At 71.6% G+C, this 6,380-nt stretch carries 6 protein-coding genes; all 6 read right to left on the bottom strand.

The genetic code is table 11. The features are described 5' to 3' along the window. Nucleotides 1-15: 15 nt before the first annotated feature. Nucleotides 16-1,557, bottom strand: a complete 1,542-nt coding sequence (locus ABZ622_RS26070; RefSeq protein WP_360547073.1) for a MinD/ParA family protein — start codon at nt 1,555-1,557, stop codon at nt 16-18. 53 nt (nt 1,558-1,610) lie between these two features. Then, nucleotides 1,611-2,984: a type VII secretion integral membrane protein EccD gene (eccD, locus tag ABZ622_RS26075; protein WP_360547074.1), complete on the bottom strand. Its 1,374-nt coding sequence runs from the start codon at nt 2,982-2,984 to the stop codon at nt 1,611-1,613. Between the two features lie 104 nt (nt 2,985-3,088). After that, complete coding sequence (locus tag ABZ622_RS26080; protein WP_189547120.1) at nt 3,089-3,400, bottom strand: hypothetical protein; 312 nt, start codon at nt 3,398-3,400, stop codon at nt 3,089-3,091. 269 nt (nt 3,401-3,669) lie between these two features. Next, on the bottom strand, nt 3,670-4,464 hold the full coding sequence (locus tag ABZ622_RS26085) for a DUF6508 domain-containing protein (protein WP_360547077.1): 795 nt from the start codon (nt 4,462-4,464) through the stop codon (nt 3,670-3,672). Between the two features lie 2 nt (nt 4,465-4,466). Next, nucleotides 4,467-4,868, bottom strand: coding sequence for a hypothetical protein (locus tag ABZ622_RS26090; RefSeq protein WP_360547079.1), 402 nt, complete (start codon nt 4,866-4,868; stop codon nt 4,467-4,469). Then, a partial coding sequence (locus ABZ622_RS26095; protein WP_360547081.1) for an ADP-ribosyltransferase occupies nt 4,865-6,380 on the bottom strand: 1,516 nt, incomplete at its 5' end. The genes ABZ622_RS26095 and ABZ622_RS26090, both read right to left, overlap by 4 nt.

Below are 6,380 nucleotides of genomic sequence, written 5' to 3' on the forward strand. Positions count from 1 at the left end.
GCTGCCGATCGGTGATCAGTGGTGCTGCTGGGAGAGCCGGAACACATCGGCGGCGAGCCGGGTGGCGGCCTCCCGCGTCGCGTGCGCCAGGAGTTCGGTACGGATCTCGCCGCCGGCCGCCAGATGACGGTCGTACGGCAGCACCTGGACGCTCGCCCCGGTGGCTTCGATCTTCTTCGTCGCCTCGTCGAGATCGAGCCCGGGATGCGGCACCAGTTCGCTGAGCACGACGACCGTGCCGGCGATCACCTGCCGGGGCAGCGACTGCATCCACTGGAGCACCGCGTACGTGCTGGTGATGCCCTCCAGCGTGGCGGGGGCGGCCAGCACCCGGGCCTGGGCGGCGGACAGCGCGACCCGGGCGACCTCGGCGGGCAGCGTCTCGCAGTCGACGACGGTGACGCCGAAGTAGCGGCGCAGCGAGACCATGACCCGCTCGTACGCCCTGCTGTCCAGCATCGCGCCGATCTGGCCCTGGCTGCCGGGCAGCAGCCAGGCGTTGCCGGGGAGCTGGACGAGATAGCCGGTGATGTCCAGCAGCGACATCTGCGGCTCGATGATGTCCGCCAGGTCACCGGTGGTCCACCGCAGCGACTCGGCGCCGAGCCGCAGCGGCAGCGAGCCGAGCGACGGGTCGGCCTCGACGAGGAGGACCGGGTCCTGGCGGTAGTGCGCGTACGTGGTGCCGAGCAGCGCCGCGACGGTCGACTTGCCCGCCCCGCCCCGGATGGAGGTGACGGCGATCTGCCGACCGGTCGTCACCGGCTGCTGGAGCGTCTCGGCGGTGGCGGTGGTACGGGCGACCTCGCGCGCGGCCGACGAGGACACGCTCACCCGCAGGGCGCGCGCGGCCCGCGCGGTGAACGGCTCACCGCGCCGCGCCTTGCGCCCGAGGGCGGCCAGCCCCCGGTCCACCACGGGCCGGGAGTCGGGCGCGTGATGGGGCCGGGTGCCCGGGGTGTACGGGGCCTGAGTCCGAGGCCGGTCCTGCTGCGGGTGCTGTTGCTGTTGCGGCTGCGCGACGGGGCGGGCGGCCATACCCGGGTGTCCCTGATAGCCGGGGTGCTGCTGGGGCGGCTGTTGCTGCTGCTGCTGTTGCTGCTGGTCCTGGAAAACGGCGTGCGGCTGGTGCTGGTGCTGTTCCTGGTGACCGGCGTGCGGCTGCTGAGCCTGCTGCTGGTGCTGCTGTTCCTGATGACCGAGGTACTGCTGCTGTGGCGGCGGCTGCTGAGCCTGCTGCTGGTGCTGCTGCTCCTGATAGCCGGGGTACTGCTGCTGGGCGGCCTGCGGCTGTTCCTGCTGGTAGCCGGCGTACTGCTGGGGCTGCTGGGGCTGGCCGGGGTGCTGCTGGGGCGTCCCGTAGGCATGGGCGTCCTGCGCGGGGACGCCGGGCCCCGGTGCGGCGGCACCGTACGGCCGACCGCCCTGACCCTGCGCGGGGGCGCCGTAGTCCTGGCCCTCGGGGCGCCGGCCGTCGGGGTCCTGCGCGCTCTGCCGGGCGCCGCCGCCCCTCATGGCGCGCAGCACATCGCCCTGCCAGTTGTCTTCGTTCGGCATGTCTGCCCTTCTTTTTCGCCCTGCTGCCCCGCCCGGAGCACCTGCGCGTCGACTCAGAACTTGTTGAGCAGCTGTCCGTACACGCCGAACACACCGACGGCGAGCGGGAAGAGCCCCACCACGCCGATGGATTCGACCAGATCGGCCATGCGCCGCAGCCGGACCCGCACATGCTCGGGCGGCTGCACCGCCAGGACGAGCAGCGGCAGCACCGCGGCCGCGCAGAGCAGGGCGAGCGGTCCGGCGCCCCCGGCGTGGCCCATCCACAGCACGACGAGACGCACGAGGAGGACCGCGGCGGCGGCGAACAGCGCCACCACCTCCGCGACCAGCGGGAAGGCCCGCGCCCGGGAGAGCAGCACCAGCGCCACCAGCGAGGGGAGCGCCACGGTCCACACGGACGGCTTGCCGGCCAGGGTGAGCAGCCAGCCGCCGGCCGCCGCGGAGACCGCCGTGACCACCGTCGCCAGGGCGAGACCGCGGTGGGTGGCCGCCAGCGCGTTGCCCACCTGGTGGCGGCTGACCGAGGTGCCGGCGGAGCGGCGGTCGTCCAGTGCGGTGAGCCCGGAGGCAGCCAGCGCCAGCCGGGGCAGCAGGCCGAGCAGCACGACCGAGAAGACCGCCATGACGGCGCCGAGCCGAGCCAGGTCGTCCTGGACGGCGGCGACGGCCTCCCACACCACGGTGATCGCGGTGGTGGCGACGGCACCAATGAGCCCGCCGCGGCCGAGCGGCGAGAAGTAGCCGAGGAGCACCAGCGTCAGGACCAGCGCGGCGGCGACGGCGGCGAGCCGCGCGTTCCCCGACCAGTCGTACGCGTCCGCGGCGGTCCAGGCGGTGAGGATGCCGAGGCTGCCGGAAGCGAGCAGGAGCGCGGTCGCCAGACCCCGGTTGCCCTGCCCGATCTTCGCGATCAGCGCACCGGCCGCCATCAGGACGAGCGTGGCCGCCGTGAGGGCGACGGTCAGCGCCTCCAGGCCGAACTCACGCCGGGCCAGCAGCGCGGAGACCACCGCGAAGACCACCGAGGCCACACCCGCACTCGTACGACGGGCGGAGGGGCGCCAGCGCCAGGCCTGAAGATCGAGATCGTCGGCCACCAGATCGGTGACGTCGTGCACGACCGGGGCAGGGGGCGCGGAGTGGGCCCGGACCAGCCGGAGCACCGCACCGTCCGCGATCCCGGCCGAGGACAGCGTGCTGTCGTGCGGGAGAGCGGAGCCGTCCGAGGTGATCAACTGCCGGGTCATCGGGCGGGAGGCCGCCCGGTCGTCCAGCAATTGCAGGATGTCCGGCAGCAGTTGCCCGATCGGCGTGTCGGACGGCAGGACGATATCGGCCCGGCGTCGCTCACCGACCAGAGTCACCCGGCTGAGCTGCGCTCGGGAAGTCGTTGCTGTGCTCACCACTTTACGGGAACCTATCATCGCGACGTTTTGAGGAGTCGGGCAGTTGAGGGCTGCCCATGCTACTGGCGCCTTCTCAGCCCCCTTTGCGGGGAACTCTTTCTGAATTCACCGGAGTTACTGAGCTATTGCGGATTTTTCGCCGAATCCCCGGATTTCTCCGGTTGCGCCGTTTTGGCCGGCTGCTGGTACTGCTGTTCCTGGCGCTGCTGCTTCTGCTGCTCGGCCTTCTGCTTCTCCAGCATGTTCTGGACAAAGGACCATCCCACGCATCCCGCGCACAGCACGGCGGCAATGGCGATCCCCGCGAACACCTTCCCGAGCCGCTCGTCCGCCGTACGCCGCGCCCGCTGCGCGCCGAACAGCAGTGCGTCACGCATCCTGCGCCGGCGTACCGCCACCGACTCCAGCAGCTGGCTGTCGTAATCCCGTGCCATTCGTCCTGTCGTCCGTTGCCTCAGTCGTACGTTGCGTAGGTCATGGTCGCTGGGTTCGCGATCGCCGGGTCATCGCCCGCCGGCGCGAGGAACGGCGGCCGGGACCGGGTCACTCCCGCGCACTCCGGGGGAGCGGCATATTCCGAACCGGCCGACGGGCACCGCAGGGAATCCCCCGATTCACTCCTGCAACATAAGGCATGGGCGAGCGGGCAGTACAGCCCGGCCCGTACCACCAGCGGGCACGGCGAACCGGTATTTCGTATCCGTCAGGGAACGCCGTGCGGGCCGCCGGCGTCGGCCTCGTACCAGACACACAACGACTCGGCCACGGCGTCGAGAAGTCCTTCCCCCGCAGCCTGCGCGATCGTCCCGTCGCAGAACCGTTCCCCGCGTACCACGGCCGTGGCCGCGCGCACCGCGTCGGCCGGACCCAGCCGACCGTCGGCGGGCACGGCAGGCGGTGGATTGTCCTGCCACAGGTACGCGGGCGTCACCGCGCCGACGGCGGCCAGCGCACCCACCAGGCGCCGAAGCCGCTCGCTGTGGACCGGGTGGCCCATCAGCCAGGTGCCGTCGGGCTGCTGCCCGCTCTCGGACCACCGTACGGCTCGGTCCTCGTCCGTGAGCGCGGCGAGCGCCTCCCTCAACTCGCGCCACGCGTCGGCGTTCCCGCGGTCGAGATGAGCCAGCAGGCGCCGGTCGTCGGCCTCGGTGACGACATGGGCCAGCTCCATGAGCGCGGCCAGGGACGGGGCCTCGGCCAGGGAACCCGGAACGACATGGCTGACGCACCTCGGGTCCGAGCCCCGGGCCAGCCTGGCGAGTGCGGCAGTGGGCGCGAGCCCGCGCGCCTTGGCGGCGCTCAGCTTCGCGGACCACTCGATCCCCTCGTTGATCCCGGCCCGGTCCCCGGCGGGCCGCAGGCACCAACCGGCGGCGTCGTCCTCGTCGTTGGCCCACAGGTAGCCCATCGCCTCGCCACGGGCATTGGCGACGGTGAGGTGATGGACCGGGCCGTCGGTCTCGGCGCGGTAGCGCGGTACGGCGGGTTTGCGCGTCATGGTCAGCTCGCGGCGGCGAGACCCCTGACCACATCGACGTTCGGCGCCTCGGTCAGAGAGCCGGGTACGACATGGCTGCTCTTCGAAGGGTCCGATTCCTTGATCATCTCTGCCAGGGCGGCCGTCGGGGCGATACCCCGGGCCTTCGCGTCGTGGAGCCTCCGGGCCCACCTCGCACCCTTGTTGAACGCTTCGTCGCCACCCGCCTTGCGGACCAGCCACCCGGCGGCGTCGTCCTCGTCGTTCGCCCATACGTACCCGATCGCCTCGCCGTCCCTGTCTGCCACCGTCAGGTACTGGACCGGCTTGTGGGACTGGGAGCTGTAGCGCGGCGGCCCGTCGGGCGCCTCGTTGAACAACAGATCCTCGTTCAGCCGCGGATTGGGCCGCTGCTCGCTGCTCATTCGTGTACCACTCCCTTATTCGGCGGCAGGACTTCCCCGTAGACCTGGACCTGGCCATTCTCCATAAAGACGCGGGTCACCTTGAACTCGGAACCGCGGGCCAGGAGCAGCTCCCGCTCCGATACGTCGAACTTGGAGACCTTCTCCAGCCAGAGGGCGGGCGTCCCCTTCGGTACGCGGAGGTGCAGGATCGCCTCCTTTCCGGCGAAGCCGGACACCGGGTGGTTGCCGAGGGACGTGGAGGTGTAGCCCTTGTCCGGGTACGTCTTGCCCAGCATGTCGAGCGGGGAGTCCAGCTTGAGGTGGCCCAGACCCGTACCCCGGACGACCATGATGTCGTCGGGCACGGGACGCGTCGACATGACCCTGTCCATCTCGGCGATGTCGTGCAGCACCTCCGGCTTCGGACCGAATCCTGGAGTGCCGCGCAGATGACCGTTCATGTCGTGATACGACGGGAACGTCTCACCGGTGTAGTCCCAGAGGGCCTGCTTCGCGGACGGGTCCAGATTGTCCACGTAGTCGTTCCAGTAGTCCTGGCCGTACTTGATCGCCGCCGTGTCGTCGGCGAACGGGACCGTCCCATCGGTGAGTTCGGCGGCGGCGACCTGATGCTTCTCGGCCGCCGTGAGGTCGTCGAAGTCGTCGGCGGAGACGTGGGGGGTGTACTTGAAACCGTCACCCGGACCGCCGTTACCCACCCCGTCCCCACCGGGATGGCCGGGCGTCGTCGCGTCGTCCCCGCCGTGCGCCAGGTCGTCGGCGGTGCCGTGCGGGTCGACATGGCTGCCGTGGTCGCCATGGTCACCGGCGTGCGCCGCGTCATCGGCGTGCGCGGCCGCGTCGTCCGCGTGCCCGCCGTGCGAGGTGTCGTGGCCGCCACCGTGCGAACCGTCGGGCCCGTGCGGGCCCGGTCCGTCATGGCCCGGGGTGTGCGGGGCGTCCGGACCATGGGGCGTGTGCGGGGCGTCAGGAGTGGACGGGGTGTGCGGATTGCCACCGGGGATGTCGTGGCCCGCGCCCGCGGGGAAGTGGTCGGTGGGAACGTGAGCGCCGACGTTGCCCGGGACGTGGCCGGGTGCTCCGCCCGGCAGGTGGCTCGCCGGGTCGAAGTGCGCCGGGGCGGGGCCGAACGATCCGTTCGGTACGTGGCCGGGCACTCCGCCCGGCACATGGCCGCCCGCACCGGGCGGCACGTTGTCGAAGCCGCCACCGGGCGTGTGCGCCGCCATGTCAGGGAGGCCGCTTCCCGCGTGGACGCCCACCGGCACCGGCTGCTGTACCTGCCAGGACGACGGCAGCCCCGAGGTGCCGGGGACCGTGTCGTGCGGGATCGGGGTCGTTTCGACCACGCCGTTCGGGGCGACCAGGTTCCCGTTGGGCTCCAGGAAGCGACCGTCGGGCAACTGCACCGTACCGTCGGGGAGTTTGGGGATGTCGATGTTGCTGATGCCCTTGAGGCCCTTGGTGATGTCGCCGATCTTGGAGAGGCCGGCGCCTGCGCCCTTGGCG

The organism is Streptomyces sp. NPDC007164 (assembly GCF_040634135.1).
Lineage (GTDB): Bacteria > Actinomycetota > Actinomycetes > Streptomycetales > Streptomycetaceae > Streptomyces > Streptomyces sanglieri.

Excerpts from the sequence above, each read along its gene's own strand:
- eccD (WP_360547074.1), bottom strand. The coding sequence starts at position 2,984 with ATGATAGGTTCCCGTAAAGTGGTGAGCACAGCAACGACTTCCCGAGCG.
- ABZ622_RS26070 (WP_360547073.1), bottom strand. The coding sequence starts at position 1,557 with ATGCCGAACGAAGACAACTGGCAGGGCGATGTGCTGCGCGCCATGAGG.
- ABZ622_RS26085 (WP_360547077.1), bottom strand. The coding sequence starts at position 4,464 with ATGACGCGCAAACCCGCCGTACCGCGCTACCGCGCCGAGACCGACGGC.
- ABZ622_RS26090 (WP_360547079.1), bottom strand. The coding sequence starts at position 4,868 with ATGAGCAGCGAGCAGCGGCCCAATCCGCGGCTGAACGAGGATCTGTTG.
- ABZ622_RS26080 (WP_189547120.1), bottom strand. The coding sequence starts at position 3,400 with ATGGCACGGGATTACGACAGCCAGCTGCTGGAGTCGGTGGCGGTACGC.